The sequence below is a fragment of the Microbacterium sp. ZW CA_36 genome, from assembly GCF_044987475.1.
GTDB lineage: Bacteria > Actinomycetota > Actinomycetes > Actinomycetales > Microbacteriaceae > Microbacterium.
Genome location: NZ_JBJDRL010000027.1, coordinates 41,513 through 61,362, shown reverse-complemented (window position 1 = coordinate 61,362; position 19,850 = coordinate 41,513). Strand labels below are relative to the sequence as shown.

At 71.3% G+C, this 19,850-nt stretch carries 7 protein-coding genes and 1 pseudogene; all 8 read right to left on the bottom strand.

From position 1 onward, the window contains the following. Positions 1-453 (bottom strand): annotated as a pseudogene (locus ACI3KX_RS12900) (FHA domain-containing protein); the annotation flags it as partial. Then, complete coding sequence (locus ACI3KX_RS12895) at positions 453-1,307, bottom strand: protein phosphatase 2C domain-containing protein (RefSeq protein ID WP_363356475.1); 855 nt, start codon at positions 1,305-1,307, stop codon at positions 453-455. The gene ACI3KX_RS12895 and the pseudogene ACI3KX_RS12900, both read right to left, overlap by 1 nt. Further along, positions 1,307-2,659 carry an RDD family protein gene (locus ACI3KX_RS12890; RefSeq protein ID WP_404909969.1) on the bottom strand — a complete coding sequence of 451 codons (1,353 nt, stop codon included), beginning with the start codon at positions 2,657-2,659 and terminating at the stop codon, positions 1,307-1,309. The genes ACI3KX_RS12895 and ACI3KX_RS12890 overlap by 1 nt, the downstream gene beginning before the upstream one ends. Continuing rightward, positions 2,656-5,172, bottom strand: coding sequence for a transglutaminaseTgpA domain-containing protein (locus tag ACI3KX_RS12885; protein ID WP_404909968.1), 2,517 nt, complete (start codon positions 5,170-5,172; stop codon positions 2,656-2,658). Before ACI3KX_RS12885 ends, ACI3KX_RS12890 begins: the two co-directional genes overlap by 4 nt. Further along, complete coding sequence (locus ACI3KX_RS12880) at positions 5,169-6,431, bottom strand: DUF58 domain-containing protein (RefSeq protein ID WP_404909967.1); 1,263 nt, start codon at positions 6,429-6,431, stop codon at positions 5,169-5,171. Before ACI3KX_RS12880 ends, ACI3KX_RS12885 begins: the two co-directional genes overlap by 4 nt. Beyond that, complete coding sequence (locus tag ACI3KX_RS12875) at positions 6,431-7,402, bottom strand: MoxR family ATPase (RefSeq protein ID WP_349425887.1); 972 nt, start codon at positions 7,400-7,402, stop codon at positions 6,431-6,433. The genes ACI3KX_RS12880 and ACI3KX_RS12875 overlap by 1 nt, the downstream gene beginning before the upstream one ends. A 41-nt stretch (positions 7,403-7,443) precedes the next feature. Beyond that, on the bottom strand, positions 7,444-13,512 hold the full coding sequence (locus tag ACI3KX_RS12870; protein ID WP_404909966.1) for an Ig-like domain-containing protein: 6,069 nt from the start codon (positions 13,510-13,512) through the stop codon (positions 7,444-7,446). Between the two features lie 244 nt (positions 13,513-13,756). Further along, complete coding sequence (locus ACI3KX_RS12865; protein WP_404909965.1) at positions 13,757-19,825, bottom strand: Ig-like domain-containing protein; 6,069 nt, start codon at positions 19,823-19,825, stop codon at positions 13,757-13,759. Positions 19,826-19,850: the final 25 nt, after the last annotated feature.

Genomic DNA, 19,850 nt, shown 5'->3' with positions numbered 1-19,850 from the left:
CGACGGGCGTGGGGCCGCGGCATCCCACACGATCCCGCCGGCCAGCACGACGCCGTCGGCGATCTCCCACTCGGCGGGGGACGATGCGTCAGGGTCGGACGTCGTCAGCGCGACGCGCACGACCGCGGGGATCACCCGCTCGGTCCACGTCGTGACGCCGGTGCCCGTGACGCGCTCGGGCGTCGCCGCGTCGACCTCGAAGGCGAAGTCGCCGCGAACGGCGATGCGGATGCCGTCCCCCTCGGGGAGCGCCACCGCGAAGGCGGGGATCGCCGTCAGCGACGCGCCGTAGGCGCCCGTGAGAGCCTCGATGACGCCGCCCAGCCCGCGCCCCTCGGCGACGAGGGTGCGGATGCGCCCGAGGAGCGCTGCCGAGGTTCCCGGTTCGAGCACCGCGAAACCGCGCGGCGTGACCGCGATCGGCGTGGTTCCCGGGGCGTACAGCGTCGGCATCAGAATCCTCCTGTGGCGACCGCACGCGGCAGCGTGTCGCCGTCGATGTCGGCGAGCGGATGCGCGGGGGCGCTCACCGGCACCGTATCGCGTTCCCACGTCCGGTTCGTACGTGTGCGCACCGCGAGCGCGTCGACGACCAGCGCGGTGATGTTGTCGCGACCGCCTCGCACCATCGCCTCGTGCACCAGCCGCGTCGCCGCGGCCTGCGGGTCGGTCTCGGTGAGCAGGATGGCGTGGAGCGCGTCGCGATCGAGCTCGCCGGAGAGGCCGTCCGAGCAGACGAGGATGCGGTCGCCCTCCTCTGCCGGGAGCAGCCAGTAGTCCGGTTCGGAGTCGCTTCCGGCGCCGATGGCCCGGGTGATCACATTGCGTCGCGAGTCCCGCTCGGCCGCATCGGCGGCGAGCTCCCCGCTGTCCACGAGCTCCTGCACCACGGAGTGGTCGACGCTCACCTGCTCGAACCGCCCCTCGCTGAGGCGGTAGGTGCGCGAGTCGCCGAGGTTGATGGCCAGCCAGTAGCCCTCGCCGTCCACATCGGCGATCACGACACCGGCCAGGGTGGTACCTGCTCCCGCGCCGGCACCGGGCGGCAGCATCGCGACGCGGCGCCGCGAGGCCGTCACCGCCGTCTGCACCTCGTCGATGGTGAGGCTCTCGCGGCCGGCGAGCGCCGCGAACTCGTCGATGACCGCCGCACTGGCGATCTCGCCCGCGTTGTGACCGCCCATGCCGTCGGCCACGAGGAACAGCGGCGCGGCGGCGATGTAGGAGTCCTCATTGATGCGGCGCCGCAGACCCGCGTCGGTCGCCGCTCCGCACGCGACCGCGATCGGCGCCACCGGATCGGTCATCACGCGACGCTCACGGCGACGCGCCGGTCGCCGAACTCGAAGGTGTCGCCGGCACGCACGTTGGTGCGCACGCCGGGCATCAGCGGGATCCGTGCGCCATCGCGCACGAGCGTGGTGCCGTTGGTCGAGTGGCGGTCGACGATCCACGCACCGGTGGAGTCGCCGCCGATCTCGAAATGCGTCTTCGAGAGCGACAGCGTCTCGTCGCGCACGGGGATGGAGACCGCGCCGTCCTCGTTCGCCGGATTGCGCCCGTAGAGCGTGCGCCCGTATACGGCCATCCGGGTCCCGTCGTCCCAGGTGAGGACGGCGAGCACCGGAGCCTCGTCGTACAGCGCGGCGCGCTGCGCGGGCGGCGGCACGACGAGGCGGGTCTCGTCCAGATCGTCCGTCGACGACGCGAACGCGACCGATGCCGGGACCACGACCGACGCCAGGGGCCGCGCAGGTGCCGCCGGAGGGGCGACGACCGACGCGACGGAGGCGAACGGCCGAGCGGGAGCCGGGGCGGGAGCCGAGGGCGTGCCCGCGCCGAACAGGGCGGCGAGAGGCTCGGTGGTCGTCGCCGCCGGGAACGGCATCGTCATGCTCGGGAAGTCATCGGTCTGCGCCGCGCGGGTGACCGGCGCGTCGCCGGTCACCCACGGCACGCCGTCGATCACCCCGGGACGGATGGGTGCGATGGGGCGCGTGGCCGGAGCCGGACCCGCCACCGCCGGTGGTGCTTCGGCCGGTGCCGGTGCCGTCACCGGTGCCGGTGCAGCCGCTCCCGGGAAGCCGGGCATCGGCGCCGCGTACAGCGGCTGCGCGACCGGCGGGCGCACCGCCGCCAGGTAGGGATTCTCGGCCAGGAGTGCGGTCGCGTCGTGGCGAGTCGTCAGGTGGCCGGCCCGGATGTCGTGCACCACCGATCGCGACGCCATGTCGTGCCAGCCCTGGCGGCGACCGCTGGAGTCGAACAGCGGCGAGAAGTAGCCGACGACGATCGATCCTGCGAGCCCGAACACGATGTTCCGCCACACCGCGCGCCAGAATCCGATCCGGCCGCGCGAGTCGACGTCCTGCAGCTGGAGCCCGAGGGCCCGCTGTCCGATCGAGCCGCGCCCGCCCTGCATCGCCGAGTACACCAGCCACCAGGCGAGCAGCGCACCGCCGACCACGAGGTAGGCGAGGACGACGGCCACCGCGAGGCTCGCCGAGTCACCCGTCGCGCCGACGCCGAAGACGACGGGGACCGCGACCCCGACCAGCACCGCCGCGATGCCGTAGGCGACCCCGAGGTCGATCGCGAACGCCCCCGCACGGCGTCCGATGGTCGCCGCGGGGGCGGCGACGGGCGGGCTGGTGGTCATTCGGTCTCCTGCGGGGGGTGGGTGGGTTCTGCGGCGCGGCGCCGGCCCGCGCGACGCGACGCGCGCTTCGACGGCGCGGCGTCGGGCGCCTCCGGCTCGGCCGCCGTGCCCTTCGCCGCAGGCTTCGCCGTCCGACGCGGGGGCGTGAGACGTGCCGGCAGCGCGAAGCGGGTGCCTTCGAGCAACGATCGGATGCTGAGCCGCGCGCGCAGCCGCTGCCACAGCGACCGCTCCTTGCCCATGCCGCCGACGATCTCGTCGACCTGCGACCAGAACGCGTCGATGTCATCGGGCGTCGGCTCGGTCGGACCGAAGACCTCGAGATCCGCCCGGGTCGCGAGCGACGCGACGCGCGGCTCGGCGAGCGCCGCCGTCAGCACGCCCGCCTCCTCCTGACGAGTCGCCCCGGGACGAACCGGCGCGCCGTAGTCCGTGGCACGGTCGACCAGCTCGTCCCAGCCGCCGCTGATGCGGTCGGACGCGCGCTCCGCGTCTCGACGCTGACGGCGGCGGGTGGCCTTGAGCGCCCCGATCACGATGAAGGGCGCGAGCAGGACCGCGAGGACTCCCAGTACGCCGACGCCGATCGACACGATGGTCCACAGCAGGCCGAGGTCGAGGCCGTCCTCATCCTCCGACCCGCGGTCGTCCGCGACGGTCGGCGGCAGGTCGACGGGCTCGGCCGGCGGGGGCGGCGGCTGCAGCACCTGCGGCTTCGGGTCGGCCTTCGGCTTCGTCGTCTGGTCACTGGGGACCTGGTCCTCGGGGGGCGTCGGGTCGAACGGCACCCAGCCGGCGTCGTCGAATGCGACCTCGACCCACGCGTGCAGATTGTCGCCCGTCGCGGTGAAGACCGGTTCGCCGGCGGCGTCCTCTTCGGGATAGAACCCCATGACGACGCGGGCGGGAATGCCCACCTGGGCCGCGAGGAGCGCCATCGCGGTGGCGTACTGCTCGTCGTCGCCCACCATCTGCTGCGAGCCGAGCAGCGTCGCGATCCGCTCGGCGCCGTGGCCGGCGCGCGAAAGCGGCTGACCGGCGAGGCCGTGGCTGAAGTAGCCGCCCTCCGACAGCATCAGCTGCAGGGCGCGCACCTGTTCGACGGGAGTCGTCGCCTCGGCGACGGTCTTCGATGCGACCTCGGCGAGGCTCTCGGGCACGCCCTCCTGCTTGGGCATCTTCAGCGGTGCGAACGCCTGGTCGGCGAGCTGCTCGTCGCTCGGGACGTCGGGGATCACCGCGTCGATCGTGTAGGCGTCGCCCTTCTCGAGGCCGGCCGTCACCACGCCCGTCTCGGTCGCCTCGTTGTAGTGCGCGGTGCGTCGCAGGTCGTCCGCCCGGTCGCCGTCGAACGTGACGCTGCGCGCGGCGCCGGCATCCGGCATCCACACGCTCTCCAGGGCGCCGATCTCGACGTGCACCTGCGCATCGGTGCCCTCGGCATCGGCGGACATGTTGGTACGGGCGGGCGAGAACGCGCTGGAGGAGCCGCTGCCCTCGTCCGAGACGTTGTAGACGGTGCCGTTGTAGGCGTCCATGGTGGCCAGGCGGACACGGGCGCCCTCGGGCAGACCGCTGACCGTGAAGAGCGCGTCCTCCGGGTGGTCGCGCACATAGGCGCGGAACGACTGCAGCGGGCTCGCGAACTCGCGGATGTCGAACGGCGGGATCACGACGTCGCGCAGGACGTAGCGGGGCGACGTCGGTGCCGCGAAGCCGCTCGTGGCGATGCCGATGACCGCGGCGATGGCGATGACCGCCGCACCCGACAGCACCCTGCGGATTCCTGCGCCCGAGCTCGCCGAGCCCTCGCCGACCGAGATGGCCGCGGCCTGCGGCTGCCACGCCTGGCGCAGCGCCAGCCAGACCACGGCGACGAGCCCGAACACGACGCCCTGGACGACCGGCACGAACGGCTCGGAGGTGCCCAGCGCGATCTCGATCGCGAGGAATGCGGCCGCGGGGATCAGCGACCACGCCGCGTTGCGCAGCCGCAGCGCGAGCGACGTCGTCAGCACGGCCGCGACCAGCGCGAGGATGAACGGCACGATCAGGTGGCCGTCGTCGGTCGCCACCGGCGCGATCGTGGTGAGCAGCTGCTTCCACGACATGAACGTGCCGAGGGCGAGCAGGCGCAGCGTCTCGAGAGTCGGCACGACGCCCGCGACCGTGGTGTTCGGCAGCGCGAGAGCGCCGCCGAACAGGAAGTAGACGATGACGGTGGCACCCGTGAGGAGCAGGATGCCCCACCGGAACAGCGCGCCCAGGACGCCCAGCGCCATGCCGAGCACGAGCCCGCCGAGGGCCGCGACCAGATAGCGCGCACCGTCGAAGGTCGGCCAGAACCCCACGATGGGGATGAGGAGCAGCAGCGTCACGGCGCCGAGATCGAGGATCCACCGGCGCAGCGACAGAGACTCCCCCGCGGCACGCGGCGCGGGGACCCGCGGTGCAGCGGCACGCGTGGCCGGGGCGGATCCCGCACGCGACAGGGGGGTGACGGGGGCGGTCATGCGAGGACCTTCCGCAGCGCGTTGGGCAGCTGCTCGAGCGCGCCGAGCGTGACGACATCCGCCTCGCCGATGCGGCGCAGCGAGGGAGCGGACTCGCCGGGCGACGCGACCACCGCGAGGACGCGCGCGCCGAACGGCAGGCGGCTGCAGGCGCTGCGCAGGTCGTTGGCGTCGACCCGGCTGCCGCACACGAGCACGACGACGCTCGCGAGCGGCAGGGTGGCCGCCACCACGCCGGCGAGGTCGACGACCGTGCCCGCGCGCGGCTTGGACTGACCGAGCGCCGAGAGGGAGTCGAGGAACTGCTTGCCCGTGCCGGACGGCAGTGCGCGCTCCTGCACCCGCACCTCGACGCGGTGCGAGTCGCGCAGTGCCCGAAGGCCGAGCGAGCCGGCGGCGGAGATCGCGAGCTCGAACTCCGCGTCGTCGCGATAGTCGGCCGGGCTCGTCGAGAGGCCGATCACGAAATGCGAGCGGCGCGTCTCCTCGTACTGGCGCACCATCATGTGTCCGGTGCGCGCGGTGGACTTCCAGTGCACGTGGCGCAGGTCGTCGCCCGGCTGATACTCGCGCAGGGCGTGGAACGACACGTCGTCGGGCGAGAGATCGGTGGCGGGAAGACCCTCGAGGTCGCGCAGGAACCCGAGCGACTGGCCGTCGAACAGCACGGTGCGCGGGTGGACGAACAGGTCGACCGGTTCGTCACGACGGTGCACGCGCTCGAACAGGCCGAGGGGATCGCCGCGCACGACGCTGACCGGCCCGACCTTGACGACGGCGCGGCGGGACGTGGGGATGGCGAAGAGCTCCTCCGCGGACTCGCCGGCCGCCAGCCGCTGCACGTCGAACACGCCGCGCCCGCTGCCGACCGGCAGCAGCACGCGGGAGGGCAGGATGGCGCGCGCGCCGGTGTTCGAGAGTGTCAGTGCGCCGATGGCGCGCTCGCCCACGACGACGCGCGTGCGGTTGAGGTCGAGCGAGACGTCGTAGGCGGTGCGCCCGATGAGGAACAGCAGGCAGAGCAGCAGCACGACGGCGATGGAGACGGCCGCGACGGTCAGCTCCCACCAGCCGAGCGACCGACCGGCGATCCACAGCGCCACGGCGCCGGCGAGAAGCACCCAGGCGGCGGGGCGCACGACCGCGAACACGCGTCCGAGCACGCCGCCGGCGCGGCGCAGCGCGTCCAGCGCCAGCTGCCTGTACCAGGCGCGACGGTCCTCCGTGGCCGTCGCCTGCCCGAGTGCCTCCGTCGTCATCAGGCCGCGGACCTCGCCTGAGGTGCGGCGATCGACTCGAGCACGCGCGCGACGACGGTCTCGGCCGACGTGCCCGCGAACTCAGCCTCGGGGTCGAGCACGATGCGGTGGGTCCACACCGGCGCGACGAGCGCCTTGATGTCATCGGGCAGCACGAAGTGGCGCCCCTGCGCGGCGGCGTACACCTTGGCGATGCGGATCATCGCGAGCGAACCGCGCACCGAGACGCCGACGCGCGTGGCCTCGTCGTCACGGGTCGCCTCGGCCAGCTGCGCCGTGTAGCGCAGGACGGCGGGGTCGACGTGCACGGTGCCGGCGAGGTCGGCCATGTCGGCGACGGCGCCCGTCGTGATGATGGCGGGAAGGTGCGCCGACGGGTTGCGGTCGGCGGCTCCGGCGAGGATGCGCTCGGCCACAGCAAGGTCGGGGTAGCCGATCGAGGTCTTGACGAGGAACCGGTCGAGCTGAGCCTCGGGCAGCTTGTAGGTGCCCGCCTGCTCGATGGGGTTCTGGGTCGCGATCACGAGGAACGGGCGACCGACGTCATGGGTGACGCCGTCGACCGTGATCCGCGACTCCTCCATGACCTCCAGCAGCGCCGACTGCGTCTTCGGCGAGGCGCGGTTGATCTCGTCGGCGAGCACGATCGAGGCGAACACGGGTCCGCGGTGGAACTCGAAGCGGTGCGAGGCCTGGTCGTAGATCGTCACGCCGGTCACGTCGGACGGCAGCAGGTCGGGCGTGAACTGGATGCGGCTGCTGGTGCCCTGCACCGTCGCCGCGAGCGCCTTGGCGAGGCTCGTCTTGCCGGTGCCCGGGGCATCCTCCAGCAGCACGTGGCCTTCGGCGAGCATCGCCGACAGCACGAGCGCCACGACCTCGCGCTTGCCCATGAGGGCCTGGTCGACGTTGTCGACCAGGCGTGCGAAGGTGCCCTGGAACCAGGCCGCCTGTTCGGGGGTCATCGTCATCGTGATTCGTTCCTTTTCATGAGTCGTCTTCGCAGCTCTCGCTACTGCCAGGTTCGCCGCTCGCTGTTGCCCCAGCCGCCGATCGAGATCCACACCTGCTCGCCGTCGTCACCGAAGTAGCAGCCCAGCTGCACCGTCCCGTTCGCGGGCAGGTGCCTCGTCGCGCCGCCGGCGAACGGCGTGCCGCCGTAGGGGCCCGTGGCGTTGCACGAGACGGAGTAGTCGCCCGCGGGGAAGTTCTCGGTGTGCACCAGGAAGTACGCGCACTGCGCGGTGCTGCAGTTGGGCTGTCCCTGCGCGGAGCTTCCCTTCGTGACCCACACCTTCGGCTGAGGCGCAGCCACGGTGGTCGCGGCGTCCGAGGCGATCCCGCTCCACTGGCCGGCGGCATCCTGGGCGCGTGCCTCGATCGTGTGGCGTTCGCTGTAGCCGTAGTTGTTGGTCCGCGAGTTGTTCAGCGCCACGTCCTGCCACCCGCCGCCGTCGATTCGGATCTGCATCGCCGTGATGGCGCGACCGTTCTCGGCGGGCGGGCTCCAGCTGAAGGTGATGCTCGTACCGCTCGCTTTCGCGCTCACGTTCGGGTTGCGGACGGGCCCGTAGGGCTTCACGGTGTTGGAAGGCGCGGACTCGGCGCCAGGTTCGCTGACGCCGTTCACCGTGGCGACGGCCCGGACCCGCACCGAGTAGTTCGTCCCGTTCGTCAGTCCGCCGATGACGCCGTTGCCCGCCAGAGCCTGCCAGCCGCCGTTGTTCACGGACGCCTGGTAGCTCAGCTCGCCGGGGTTCGCCCCGTTGGACGCGCCGGGCTGGAAGGTCACCGTGAGCGAGCGATCGCCCTCGCGCGCCGTCACGCTCGTCGGAGCCCCGGGCGGCGTGAACGCGCGCTGCGGCGCCGAGGTCGCGCTGAACTGACCCCAGCCGGCCTTGTTCTGCGCGCGCACCCGGAACGTGTAGTCGGTGGTCGAGGTGTCCACGACGACGGCCTGGCTCGTCTGCCCCGCCGCGACGGGGATCGAGTTGAGCAGCGACGAGCCGCGAAGGACGTCGAGCTGGTACCCCGAGATCGCATCGCCGTTGTCGGCGGGTGCGTTCCACGCCACCTGCATCTGCGCCTGCGACCCCACCGGCTGCAGCCGCGCCGTCGTCGGTGCGGCGGGCGCGTCGGGCGCCCGGGCCGGGATCTCGCTCACCGACCACGGGCTCCAGCTCGACGGCTCGGGCGCGCGGTTGAGCGCCTGCACCCGCACCTGGTAGGCGACGCCGTTCTGGAGGCCGTCCCACACCGTCGAGTTGCCGGTGACGTCGGTCTTCTGACTGATGCCCGAGGCCGGCGCCGGCGAGATCTCGAGTTTGTACTTCTCGACCGGGGAGCCCGGCGTCGTCGGCGTGACCCACGACACCGAGAGGCTCCGGTCGCCGAAGACCAGCGACGGTGCGGCCGGCGTATCCGGACGCGCGTCGGGGCGCGCGGTCTCGGACGGCGCCGACGGGTCGGACGGCCCGACACGGTTCTCGGCGACGACCGTGAAGTTGTACTCCACGTTGTTCGTCAGTCCGTCGAGGGTGCAGGTCGTGGCGAGGCACTCCTTCTCGTAGTTGCCCGCGGTGGAGGAGACGAGGTAGCGCTCGATCTCGGCGCCGTTGTTCGCCGGCGGCGTCCACGAGAGCACCACCGTGCGGTCCTGCACGCTCGAGACGGTCGGCGTACCGGGAGCGTCGGGCTTGCCCTGCACCGTCAGCCGGATGCGGCCCTCGACCTCCCGATCGGGATCGCCCGTGGCGTCCTGCACGCGATAGCGCACCACCATCGTGCCGAAGAACTTCGCGTCCGGCGTCACCTGCACCTGGTCGCCCGCCACGTCGACGTCGCCCTGACCGGTCTCGAGCACCGCGGTCGTCACCTTCAGCGGCTTGTCGGGGAACGGGTTGACGTCGTTGTTCAGGACGGGCACCGTGATCGTCTTGCCCTGGTCGGCCTCGTCGATCACGTCGTCATTGGCCGTGGGCAGTTCGCGCGTCGACGCGATCACTCGAACCGTCACGGTTCCCTCGACAGGCTCGGTGGTGCCGTCCGTGATTCGCAGGCGAAGTGTCGCCGCGGTGCCCTTCTTCGTCTCCGCGGCGGCGCTGACGCGCAGCTCGTCGTCCTCGATGGACGCCGTCATGCCGTCCGGCGATCCGCCGACGATGTCGAACTCCAGGCGGTCCGCGTCCTCGGGGTCGGGGTCGGTGGTGAGACCACCCAGGTCGAGAGTGGCCGGGTCCTCGCCGGGTGCGACATCCATCTGCCCGTTCACGAAGACCGGCTGCTGGTTCTCGGGCGGCAGCACCGTGATCGGCAGGGTCAGCGTCGCCTTGCGTCCTTCGGGATCGTCAGGACCGGTCCCGTCCGTGACCTCGAACGTGATCGCGTCGGGCCCGAAGTACCCGGCGGCCGATGTGTAGACCAGGGTGGTCTGATCCTTGATCAGCGACGAACCGTCGGCGTGCGCAGCGGTCACCTTGGCCGCCTCGGTGATGACGACCTTGCCGCCGTCGGCAGACCGGACGTGCTCCGAGAGAGGCAGCTCGACGGTCTCGCCGCTCTCGACCTCGATCGGCTCGGTCGAGACGAGCGTGGGCGGCAGCGACGACAGCGCCGGGATGTGGATGAAAGCGGATGCCGCGTTCCCGTCGCGGTCGGTGACCGTGTACGTGGCGAGGCGGTCGGCGTCGCCGAGCGTGATCCGCACGGTGCCGTCCGAGAGCACACGCGAGTCCGCGTCGGCGACCGACAGCTCGAGGTCGTCGACCGTGCCGTCCGGATCCTCGTCATTGGCGAGCACCTCGAGATCGACCACGCCGTCTTCCACGTCGGCGGCGCGCACGTAGTCGTCGCGGGCGACCGGCTTCTGCAGCGGCACGTCCTCGGCCACCGTGATCTGCAGCACGGCCTTCGCCTCCGCACCGCGCGCATCGCGGATCGTGTACTGCAGCGACGTCTCGATCGGCTCCGACGGGGAGGTCACGACGACGCGGTTGCCCTCCACCTTCGCCTCGAGGCCTGCGACATCGGGCAGGATGAGCCCGTTCTTGACGATGCCGTACTCGTCGCCGTCCGGGTCGGAGTCGTTGGCGAGCACGGGGACGGCGACCGAGCGGTCGGGCCGCATGATGACCGCGTCCTTGACGGCGTACGGCGCCTGGTTCACGCCTTCGGGCGGCGCGATCCCGACCCGGATGCTCGCCGTGGCCTCCGCACCGAGCCTGTCGCGCACGCGATATGTGAAGGTGTCGACACCGGCGGTGTCGTCGAAGGCCTCGTACACGAGGTAGTCGGAGCCGGTCTCGGTGATGCGGCCCTTGCTCGGCGAGGATGCCAGGCCGACCAGCTCGACCGAGTCTCCGTCGGCGTCGATGCCGTCCAGCGGCACCGCGATGCGGACCCGGGTGCCGCCGAGCACGCGCGCGGTGAGGTCGTGCGGACGGGGAGCGGCGTTGGTCTCTTCGTTCACCGGCAGCACCTGGATGGTGATGTAGCCGGCATCCTTCTGCCCGGTGCTGTCGACCGCCTCATAGGTCGCGTAGACGGTGCCCGGCTTCTCGGAGGCGCGGAAGCGCACGGTGTCCTGCGAGACGAAGACCTCGCCGTCCTCGGGCTCGACCAGCGGCGGAATCAGATCCGGGGCGACGTGGATCGCGTCGCCGTTGGGGTGGTAGTCGTTGTCGAGCACCGGGATCGTCACCACGTCGCCGGCGCGCACCACGACCTGGTCGTCGTTCGCGACGGGCGGGCGCAGCTGTGCCGGCGCGGGGATCGGGATGACGATGACGTCGCCCTCGGCCGACTGCGAGCCGTTCGAGATGCGATACGAGATGCGCACCTGCTCCGAGAGGGCGGCCTGGTCGCTGATGCGGAGCGTCTCGTGGTTCAGCACGGCGACGGCGATGCCGGAGTTCGGCTCGACGGTGACGGACTGCACCACAAGGATGCCGCCGGAGGGATCGGAATCGTTGGTCAGCACGTTGACCAGCACCTCACCGCCGCTCGGCAGGAGCGCCACGTCGCGCACCGCGACCGGGGGCAGGTCGGTCTCGCCCTCGGGGATCACGTCGACCCGAACGATGCCCGGCACACCCGCGGTGCCGGCGGCCACCATGTACTGCACGTAGTACGTGCCGGGGGTCGCAGAGCGGAAGGTGAAGGTCTTGTTCGCGTAGTCGGGAACGATGTCGGTGCCCGAGACGGGATCGACGCGCGCGAGGCGCAGTGGCTCGCGACCGGCGCCCACATCGTTGACGAGCGGCGACACGGTCGCCGTCTGACCGGTGCGGACCGCGATGTAGTCGGCGTTGGTCACGGGGTCGATCGAGCCGACCGGCCGCACGTCGAAGCGGATCGTGCCGACCGTGACATCGGTTCCGTCGGAGACCGAGATCTCGACATCCTTGCGGCCCTGCGTCCCGCCGACGGCGCGGTAGGTGATGCGCCCGTCCGAGGTGTAGTCGGCCTCGTCGCCCTCCGCGGGCGTCACCGCGCCGAGGAAGACGTCGTCGCCGTCCGGGTCGATCCAGTCCGGCAGCACGTTGTAGGTGATGGTTCCGCCGGCCTCGATGGCGACGGTCGTCACACGTTTCTGGGTCGGCGGCGCGTTGACGTCCCAGCCGTGCACCGAGAGGGAGACGCGCGCGGTGTCGGTGCCGCCGCGGCCGTCCGAGACCTCGTAGCTGAAGGATGCCGCCCCAGAGGCATCCTCGGGGACCGCGATCTGCAGCGCGCGGCCGTTGTCGATCGACTGCACGTCGCCGATCGACGGGCCGCCCTCGAGCACCCGCGTCGTCAGCACGTCCCCGTCGGGGTCGCTGTCGTTGTCGAGCAGCGGGAGGATGGTGGTGCGGCCCGGACGGACGCCGAGGTCGTCGTCGTTGGCGTCGGGCGGCGTGTTGATGTCGGAGCGCTCCGGGAGCACCGTCTCGGTGGTCTCCTCGGTGGTCTGCTCGTCCTCTTCCGTCTCGCCCTCGGGAGGTGTCAGCTCGTCCCAGTTGTCGACGCGCTGCAGATCTTCGGCCGCCATCCACGTGGCACCGCCGACGACGTCGTTGAGCACCACGACGTCGCGGTTGACGCGGAACTGCAGCAGGGAGGTCGGCTCGACGCCGTCGATGTCGGCCTCGAGATCGCTGGCGTCGCCCGCGCAGTCGCGCACGAAGCGGCCGGAGCCGCTCCAGGCCGCATAGGCGCAGCCGTCCAGCCACACCGGATACGCGGGCGCGCCATCGCCGCCGGCATCGGTGGAGGTCTCGGCGGAGCCGTCGAAGGGCACGCGCACCAGCGCGGCCGCCGTCGACACCGAGACGGCGTCGGAGGCGGCGGACGGCTGCTGCAGCACGGCATCTCGCCCGCCGTCGATCTCGGTCTCCCGGCCGTCGGCGATGACGGTGCCGTCGGAGGCGTCGAGCACCACGGCCTTGTCGCCGACCGCGGTGATCGACAGCTCGGAGTCCTCGTCCACGCCGGGCAGGGCGGCACGCGCCGGCTCTTCGGGGGCGTCGTCCGCGCCCATCCGTATCGTGACCAGTTCCGCGGTCTCGGCGGACGCGCCGTGGACGATGCCGTCGACGCCGATCGCGACATCCGCTCCCTCGCCGAGGTTCGTCGTCGGATCGGCGCCCTCGATCTGGAACGATCCGATGCTCTCGGCGGGCAGCACCCACAGATCGCCCGAACCGCGGTCGAGGATGGCGGCGGTCGTGCCACCCAGCACCACCTTCGCGTCGCCCGGCAGGCTGGCGGCCCCCGACAGGGAGACCATGCCGGGGTCGATCACGCTGACCGCGGAGCCGGCGTTGTCGACGAGGAGGACCGTGCCGCCGGACTGGAGGATGTCGTAGTCATCACTTGTCGTCCGCAGACCGCCGTCGAGCACCTGCGACTCGTGGTTGAAATGGCCGACCATGAGGCTCGACTGCTTCGTGACCCAGACGCCGCCGTCATGGAGGTCGACCTCGGTGGTCGGGACGCCCTGGTACACGAAGGCCAGCGTCGTGAGGGTGACGGCCGCGGCCGTGACCGCACCCGCCGATGCGAGCGCACGGGGACGAGCGCGCAGCCATGCGGAGGATCTCATCGAGCCTCGGCCTCCTGCGGGGTGTCGGGCGTCTCTACGTGGCGTCGAGACCGGACGTGGGGCATCCGGCGCTCACCGAAGACATCAGGGAACAGTCCACCCTAACCCGACTCACGGAACGCGATTGGACGGGAAGTGTCAACTGCCACGATGATAATCCGCCTGATCAGAGCCGATCGATGGGGACAAACACCCATCGATCGGCTCTCCGGGATTCCCGGCCGCATCGTGCGCGCGCCGGCCGCTACCAGGCGGTGGATTCGGCGTTGCCGGATCCACCCGGTCCGCTGTAGCTCACCCACTTCGCGCCGGAATAGCCCGAGTAGCAGCTCAGTCGCACGCTGTCGTTCGCTCCCACCTGGTAGGAGTTGCTGCTCCATCTGCCCTCGGAGTCGTTGCAGCTCAAGGTGTAGGTACCGGGCACCCAGTTCTCGACGTTGAAGACGAAGTAGGAACAGGATGCCGAATCGCAGCCGGGCATGCCCGCGGCGCTGGAGCCACGGCTGGTCCAGGCACGCGGCTGCGGCGGCGCGACCGTGGTCGCCGAGGCGCTGTCGATCGCCGACACCTGGCCCTCGACGTCGATGGCGCGCACCCGGATCGTGTGGGTCTCGCTGTACCCGTAGTTGATCGTCTGGCTGCCGTTCTGCGCCCCGCGGTTGACCCAGTTCCCACCGTCGATGCTCGTCTCGAGTCGGTCGATCGCTCGCCCGTTCGTGGCGGGCAGGCTCCAGCCGAAGGTGATGCTCGTGCCGCTTCGGCTGGCGGACGCACCCGGGGTCCTCACCGGACCGTACGGGATGGCCCCGTTCGACGCCGCCGACGGCTCGCCGGTGTAGCGCACGCCGTCCATCGAAGTGAAGGCGCGCACGCGGATCGTGTAGGTGGTCCCGTTCGACAGGCCGGCGATCGTCTTGTTCCCCGGCATCGCCGCCCAGTTGCCGCCGTTCAGCGAGTACTCGTACGCCACTTCCGCGGCACTCGCGCCATTGCCCGGGGCGTTGCCGTAGGCGACCACGACCGCGCTGTTGCCGCTGGGAGTCGACAGCGATACGCCCGTCGGCACGCCGGGCACGCCGAACGCGCGGCGAGGTGCAGAGGCCGCGCCCCATGCACTCCAGCCCGCCTTGTTCGAGGCGCGCACACGGAACGTGTAGTCGCTCGTCGACGTCGTCACATTCAACGCCTGCCGCAGCTGAGAGCCGGGGATGCCGGTGACCGTACGCACGACGGACGAGCCCTGCATCACCTGCAGCTCGTAGCCCGAGATCGCGTCGCCGTTGTCGACCGGCGCCGCCCACACCACTTCGAGCTGCGCCTGGTCGCCCACCGGGTCGAGGCGGTTCACCGACGGAGCCGCGGGCGCCTCTGGCGCCTTTGCGGGGATCTCCGTCACGGACCACGGGCTCCAGCTCGACGGCTCGGGGGCGAGGTTGTGCGCCTGCACCCGCACCTGGTAGGCGACGCCGTTCTGCAGCCCGTCCCACGTCAGCGAGTTGCCGGTGACGTCGGTCTTCTGACTGATGCCCGACGGCGGCGCCGGCGAGATCTCCAGCGTGTAGTTCTGCACCGGCGAACCGGGCGTGGTCGGGGTAACCCACGAGACCGCGAGACTCTTGTCGCCGAAGGTCAGCGTGGGCGCTGCGGGAGTGTCGGGCCGCGCATCGGGACGCGCGGTCTCGGACGGCGCCGACGCGTCGGACGGCCCGACGCGGTTCTCGGCGACGACCGTGAAGTTGTACTCCACGTTGTTCGTCAGGCCGTCGAGCGTGCAGGTCGTGGCGAGGCACTCCTTCTCGTAGTTGCCCGCGGTGGACGTGACGAGGTAGCGCTCGATCTCGGCGCCGTTGTTCGCCGGCGGCGTCCACGAGAGCACCACCGTGCGGTCCTGCACGCTCGAGACGGTCGGCGTGCCCGGCGCGTCGGGCTTGCCCTGCACCGTGAGCCGGATGCGGCCCTCCACCTCGCGGTCCGGGTCGCCGGTCGCGTCCTGCACGCGATAGCGCACCACCATCGTGCCGAAGAACTTCGCGTCCGGCGTGACCTTCACCTCGTCGCCGGCGACGTCGACGTCGCCCTGACCGGTCTCGAGGATGGCCGTCGTGACCTTCAGCGGCTTGTCGGGGAACGGGCTCACATCGTTGCTCAGCACGGGCACCGTGACGGTCTTGCCCTGATGCGCCTCGGGGACGATGTCGTCGTTCGCTGTCGGCAGCTCGCGGGTCGAGGCGATGACGCGGACGTTGACCACGCCCTCGATCGGCTCGGTGGTGCCGTCGTCGATGCGCACGCGGATGGTGGCCGCGGTGCCCTTCTTGGTCTCGGCCGCCGCGCTCACGCGCAGCTCGTCGCCCTCGATCGACGCGGTCATGCCGTCGGGCGATCCGCCGACGATCTCGTACTCGAGGCGCTCGGCATCCTCGGGGTCGGGGTCCGTGGTGAGACCGCCCAGGTCGAGCGTCGTGGCGTCCTCGCCGGGTGCGACATCCATCTGCCCGTTGACGAAGACCGGCTGCTGGTTCTCGGGCGGCAGCACGGTGATCGGCAGGGTCAGAGTGGCCTTGCGCCCTTCGGGATCGTCGGGGCCGGTGCCGTCGGTGACCTCGAACGTGATCGCGTCGGGCCCGAAGTACCCGCCGGCCGATGTGTAGACCAGGGTGGTCTGATCCTTGATCAGCGACGAACCGTCGGCGTGCGCCGCAGTGACCTTCGCCGCCTCCGTGATGATGACCTTGCCGCCGTCAGCGGACCGGACATGGTCAGCCAGCGGCAGCTCGACGGTCTCGCCGCTCTTGACCTCGATCGGCTCGGTCGAGAGAAGGGTGGGCGGCAGCGAGGACAGCGCGGGGATGTGGATGAAGGCGGATGCCGCGTTCCCGTCGCGGTCGGTGATCGTGTACGTGACGAGCCGATCCGCGTCGCCCAGCGTCACACGGACCTTGCCGTCGGCCAGCACGCGCGAATCGGCGTCGGCGACCTCCAGCTCGAGGTCGTCGACCGTGCCGTCCGGATCCTCGTCATTGGCGAGCACCTCGAGATCGACCACGCCGTCTTCGACGTCCGCGGCGCGCACGTAGTCGTCGCGGGCGACCGGCTTCTGCAGCGGCACGTCCTCGGCCACCGTGATCTGCAGCACGGCCTTCGCCTCGGCACCGCGGGCGTCGCGGATCGTGTACTGCAGCGACGTCTCGATCGGCTCCGACGGAGAGGTCACGACGACGCGGTTGCCTTCGACCTTGGCCTTCACACCCGTCCCGCTGGGCAGGATGATGCCGTCCTCGACGATCCCGAATCTGTCCCCGTCGGGGTCGGAGTCGTTCGCGAGCACCGGCACGGCCACCGAGCGACCGGGCCGCATCAGCACGGAGTCCTTGACGGCATACGGTGCCTGGTTGACGCCCTCGGGCGGCGCGATCCCGACCCGGATGCTCGCCGTGGCCTCGGCGCCCAGACGGTCCCGCACGCGGTACGTGAAGGTGTCCACGCCGGCGGTATCATCGAACGCCTCGTAGACGAGGTAGTCCGGGCCCGTCTCCACGACGCGACCCTTGCCGGGCGACGACGCGAGGCCGACCAGCTCGACCGAGTCGCCGTCCGCGTCGATGCCGTCCAGCGGCACCGCGACACGGACACGACTGCCACCCAGCACGCGCGCCGTGAGGTCGTGCGGGCGCGGGGCGGCGTTCGTCTCTTCGTTGACCGGCAGCACCTGGATGGTGATGTAGCCGGCGTCCTTCTGGCCGGTGCTGTCCACCGCTTCATAGGTCGCGTAGACGGTCCCCGGCTTCTCGGACGCCCGGAAGCGCACGGTGTCCTGCGACACGAAGACCTCGCCGTCCTCGGGCTCGACCAGCGGCGGGACCAGGTCGGGGGCGACGTGGATGGCGTCGCCGTTGGGGTGGTAGTCGTTCTCCAGCACCGGGATCGTCACCACATCGCCGGCGCGCACCACGACCTGGTCGTCGTTCGCGACCGGCGGGCGCAGCTGCGCGGGAGCCGGGATCGGAATGACGATGACATCCCCCTCGGCCGACTGCGAACCGTTCGAGATGCGGTACGAGATGCGCACCTGCTCCGAGAGGGCGGCCTGGTCGCTGATGCGGAGCGTCTCGTGGTTCAGCACGGCTACGGCGATGCCGGAGTTCGGCTCGACGGTGACGGACTGCACCACCAGGATGCCGCCGGAGGGATCGGAATCGTTGGTCAGCACGTTGACCAGCACTTCGCCGCCGCTGGGCAGGAGCGCCACGTCACGCACCGCGACCGGGGGCAGGTCGGTCTCGCCCTCGGGGATCACGTCGACCCGAACGATACCGGGGATGCCGGCGGCACCCGCGGCGACCAGGTACTGCACGTAGTACGTGCCGGGCGTCGCGGAGTGAAACGTGAAGGTCTTGTTCGCGTAGTCGGGCACGGTGTCCGCCCCTGCCACCGGATCGACCCGTGCCAGTCGCAGTGGTTCGCGACCCGCGCCGACATCGTTGGCCAGCGGCGAGACCGTGGCGGTCTGTCCCGCGCGCACCGCGACGTAGTCGGCGTTCGTGACCGGATCGATCGAACCGACCGGCCGCACGTCGAAGCGCACCGTGCCTGCGGTCGCATCGGAGCCGTCGGAGACCGAGATCTCGACATCCTTGCGGCCCTGCGTGCCACCCACCGCGCGGTAGGTGATGCGCCCGTCCGAGGTGAAGTCCGCCTCATCGCCCTGCGCCGGCACGACCGAACTCAGGAACACGTCGTCACCGTCGGGGTCGATCCAGTCGGGCAGCACGTTGTAGGTGATGGTGCCGCCGGCCTCGACCGCGACGGTCGTGACGCGCTTCTGCGTCGGTGGCGCGTTGACGTCCCAGCCGTGCACCGCGAGCGACACCTTCGCGGTGTCGGTGCCGCCGCGGCCGTCGGACACCTCATAACTGAAAGAGGTCGTGCCCGAGGCATCCTCGGGCACCGCGATCTGCAGCGCACGGCCGTTGTCGATCGACTGCACCTCGCCGACCGACGGACCCCCGTCGAGCACCCGCGTCGTCAGCACGTCCCCATCGGGATCGCTGTCGTTGTCCAGGAGGGGAAGGATGGTGGTGCGGCCCGGCCGGACGCCGAGGTCGTCGTCGTTGGCGTCAGGCGGCGTGTTGATCTCGGACCGCTCCGGCAGGACGGTCTCGGTGGTCTCCTCGGTGGTCTGCTCGTCGTCCTCGGTCTCGCCTTCGGGAGGGGTGATCTCGTCCCAGTTGTCGACGCGCTGCAGGTCTTCGACGGCCATCCACGTGGCGCCGCCGACGACGTCGTTGAGCACCACGACGTCGCGGTTGACGCGGAACTTCAAGAGCGACGTCGGCTCGATGCCGTCGATGTCGACCGCGAGGTCGTCGCCGTCGCCCGCGCAGTCGCGCACGAACCGGCCCGACCCGGTCCAGGCGGCGTAGCCGCAGCCGTCGAGCCAGACCGGCTCTGCGGGGGCACCCTCGCCCCCGGCCTTCACCGTCGTGGGCTCGGAGCCGTCGAACGGCACGCGCACGAACGTCGACGCTGTCGAGAGCGACACCGCATCCGATGACGCGGAGGGCTGCTGCAGCACCGCGTTGCGTCCGCCGTCGACGACCGTCGCGCGGCCGTCCGCGATGACGGTGCCAGCGGCGGCGTCGAGCACGACCGGCTTGTCGCCCACCGCGGTGACCGACAGCTCGGCCTTGTCGTCGAGACCCGGCAGCGCGCTGCGGATCGGCTCCTCCGGCGTCTCGTCGGCCGCAAGCCGCACGGTGACGAGTTCGGAGCTGTCGGACGAGACCGCGTGGACCACGCCGTCGACGCCGACGGTGACATCCGCGCCCTTTCCGACGTTGACGGTCGGGTCGGTGCCCTCGATCTGGAAGGTGCCGGCGCTTTCGGCGGGCAGCACCCACAGATCGCCCGACGCGCGGTCGAGGATCGCGACGGTCGAGGCACCGAGCGCGACCTCCGCGTCGCCCGGGACGCTCGCCGCGCCTGCGAGCGCGACCATGCCGGGATCGATCACGCTGACCGCGGAGCCGGCGTTGTCGACGAGGAGGACCGTGCCGCCCGACTGGAGGATGTCGTAGTCATCGCTCGTCGTCCGCAGCCCGCCGTCGAGCACCTGCGACTCGTGGTTGAAATGGCCGACCATGAGGCTCGACTGCTTCGTGACCCAGACGCCGCCGTCATGGAGGTCGACCTCGGTGGTCGGGACACCCTGGTACACGAAGGCCAGCGTCGTGAGGGTGACGGCCGCGGCCGTGACCGCACCCGCCGAAGCGAGCGCACGCGGACGAGCGCGCAACCATGCGGAGGACCTCATCGAGCCTCGGCCTCCTGCGGGGTGT

Bases quoted from the DNA above. Each gene is read 5' to 3' on its own strand.
- ACI3KX_RS12875 (WP_349425887.1), bottom strand. From the start codon at position 7,402: ATGACGATGACCCCCGAACAGGCGGCCTGGTTCCAGGGCACCTTCGCA.
- ACI3KX_RS12880 (WP_404909967.1), bottom strand. From the start codon at position 6,431: ATGACGACGGAGGCACTCGGGCAGGCGACGGCCACGGAGGACCGTCGC.
- ACI3KX_RS12890 (WP_404909969.1), bottom strand. From the start codon at position 2,659: ATGACCACCAGCCCGCCCGTCGCCGCCCCCGCGGCGACCATCGGACGC.
- ACI3KX_RS12865 (WP_404909965.1), bottom strand. From the start codon at position 19,825: ATGAGGTCCTCCGCATGGTTGCGCGCTCGTCCGCGTGCGCTCGCTTCG.
- ACI3KX_RS12885 (WP_404909968.1), bottom strand. From the start codon at position 5,172: ATGACCGCCCCCGTCACCCCCCTGTCGCGTGCGGGATCCGCCCCGGCC.
- ACI3KX_RS12870 (WP_404909966.1), bottom strand. From the start codon at position 13,512: ATGAGATCCTCCGCATGGCTGCGCGCTCGTCCCCGTGCGCTCGCATCG.
- ACI3KX_RS12895 (WP_363356475.1), bottom strand. From the start codon at position 1,307: ATGACCGATCCGGTGGCGCCGATCGCGGTCGCGTGCGGAGCGGCGACC.